Origin of the sequence: Achromobacter denitrificans NBRC 15125, assembly GCF_001571365.1 — a bacterium.
Lineage (GTDB): Bacteria > Pseudomonadota > Gammaproteobacteria > Burkholderiales > Burkholderiaceae_B > Achromobacter > Achromobacter denitrificans.
In genome coordinates this window covers 1-2,536 of sequence record NZ_BCTQ01000087.1, presented here as the reverse complement: position 1 = coordinate 2,536, position 2,536 = coordinate 1, and the positions used below count along the sequence as shown (strand labels likewise).

Genomic DNA, 2,536 nt, shown 5'->3' with positions numbered 1-2,536 from the left:
TGCGAATGCGGGATATGGGGGTGTAGCTCAGCTGGGAGAGCGCCTGCTTTGCAAGCAGGATGTCATCGGTTCGATCCCGTTCACCTCCACCACTGATCTAGTGGTGCCGTAGAGGCCAACTCATAATGCTGCTTGCAGTGTTATGAGTTGGGTTTTACCCAACAGCTATATTCGTTCTTTAACAATCTGGAAGAAGCACAACGAAAATGTATTCATCGAGTAATCAGCTTGCTGATGAAGATGGATACGGGTTGTGATTGCATTAATTTTGTTCCAAGTTCTCAAGACTGGGGTGAATAACCTCAGACTGCTTTGAAACTTATGAACGGCACAAACGCTAATACTCAGGTCCTATAGCCTACAGCGTTATAGGATCAAGCGACTAAGTGCATATGGTGGATGCCTTGGCGATCACAGGCGATGAAGGACGTAGTAGCCTGCGAAAAGCTGCGGGGAGCTGGCAAACAAGCTTTGATCCGCAGATGTCCGAATGGGGAAACCCACTCCGTAAGGAGTATCCCTGACTGAATACATAGGTCAGTGGAAGCGAACCGGGTGAACTGAAACATCTCAGTAGCTCGAGGAAAAGAAATCAACCGAGATTCCGAAAGTAGTGGCGAGCGAAATCGGAAAAGCCTTTACGTTTTAGCATTCAGGATAGTCGAACGGAATGGAAAGTCCGGCCGTAGCAGGTGATAGCCCTGTAGACGAAATTTTGAATGTGGAACTAAGCGTAAGAAAAGTAGGGCGGGACACGTGAAATCCTGTTTGAAGATGGGGGGACCATCCTCCAAGGCTAAATACTCGTGATCGACCGATAGTGAACCAGTACCGTGAGGGAAAGGCGAAAAGAACCCCGGAAGGGGAGTGAAATAGATCCTGAAACCGTATGCATACAAACAGTAGGAGCCTCCTTGTGGGGTGACTGCGTACCTTTTGTATAATGGGTCAGCGACTTACATTCAGTGGCGAGGTTAACCGAATAGGGAAGCCGTAGCGAAAGCGAGTCCGAATAGGGCGATTCAGTCGCTGGGTGTAGACCCGAAACCAGATGATCTATCCATGGCCAGGTTGAAGGCACGGTAACACGTGCTGGAGGACCGAACCCACTAATGTTGAAAAATTAGGGGATGAGCTGTGGATAGGGGTGAAAGGCTAAACAAATCTGGAAATAGCTGGTTCTCTCCGAAAACTATTTAGGTAGTGCCTCAAGTATTACTGCGGGGGGTAGAGCACTGTTATAGCTAGGGGGTCATGGCGACTTACCAAACTATGGCAAACTCCGAATACCCGCAAGTACAGCTTGGGAGACAGAGCACCGGGTGCTAACGTCCGGACTCAAGAGGGAAACAACCCAGACCGCCAGCTAAGGTCCCAAATTATCGCTAAGTGGGAAACGAAGTGGGAAGGCATAGACAGTCAGGAGGTTGGCTTAGAAGCAGCCATCCTTTAAAGAAAGCGTAATAGCTCACTGATCGAGTCGTCCTGCGCGGAAGATGTAACGGGGCTAAGCGATAAACCGAAGCTGCGGGTGTGCACTTTGTGCACGCGGTAGGAGAGCGTTCTGTAAGCCTGCGAAGGTGGCTTGTAAAGGCTGCTGGAGGTATCAGAAGTGCGAATGCTGACATGAGTAGCGATAAAGGGGGTGAAAAGCCCCCTCGCCGTAAGTCCAAGGTTTCCTGCGCAACGTTCATCGGCGCAGGGTGAGTCGGCCCCTAAGGCGAGGCAGAGATGCGTAGCTGATGGGAAGCTGGTTAATATTCCAGCACCGTCGTACAGTGCGATGGGGGGACGGATTGCGGAAGATCATCAGGGTGTTGGATGTCCCTGTTGCTGCATCGAAGATGGCGCTTAGGCAAATCCGGGCGCGTAAATCAAGGGTGTGGCACGAGCGAGCATTGCTTGCGAAGTGATTGGAAGTGGTTCCAAGAAAAGCCTCTAAGCTTCAGCTGTACGAGACCGTACCGCAAACCGACACAGGTGGACGGGATGAATATTCCAAGGCGCTTGAGAGAACTCAGGAGAAGGAACTCGGCAAATTGATACCGTAACTTCGGGAGAAGGTATACCCCGGTAGTGTGAAGCGCCTGCGCGCTTAGCATGATGGGGTCGCAGAGAATCGGTGGCTGCGACTGTTTATTAAAAACACAGCACTCTGCAAAGACGAAAGTCGACGTATAGGGTGTGACGCCTGCCCGGTGCCGGAAGGTTAAGTGATGGGGTGCAAGCTCTTGATCGAAGCCCCGGTAAACGGCGGCCGTAACTATAACGGTCCTAAGGTAGCGAAATTCCTTGTCGGGTAAGTTCCGACCTGCACGAATGGCGTAACGATGGCCACACTGTCTCCTCCTGAGACTCAGCGAAGTTGAAGTGTTTGTGATGATGCAATCTACCCGCGGCTAGACGGAAAGACCCCATGAACCTTTACTGTAGCTTTGCATTGATCTGTGAACCGGCCTGTGTAGGATAGGTGGGAGGCTTTGAAGCGTAGTCGCTAGATTACGTGGAGCCATCCTTGAAATACCACCCTGGTTTG

The 2,536-nt window shown here is 51.1% G+C and carries 1 tRNA gene and 1 rRNA gene; both read left to right on the top strand.

Annotation, left to right across the window (positions count from 1 at the left end):
* The first annotated feature begins 16 nt into the window (after positions 1–16).
* Positions 17–92 (top strand) — tRNA-Ala (locus ADE01S_RS30965).
* A gap of 280 nt (positions 93–372) precedes the next feature.
* Positions 373–2,536: ribosomal RNA gene (locus tag ADE01S_RS30960) — 23S ribosomal RNA — on the top strand; the annotation flags it as partial.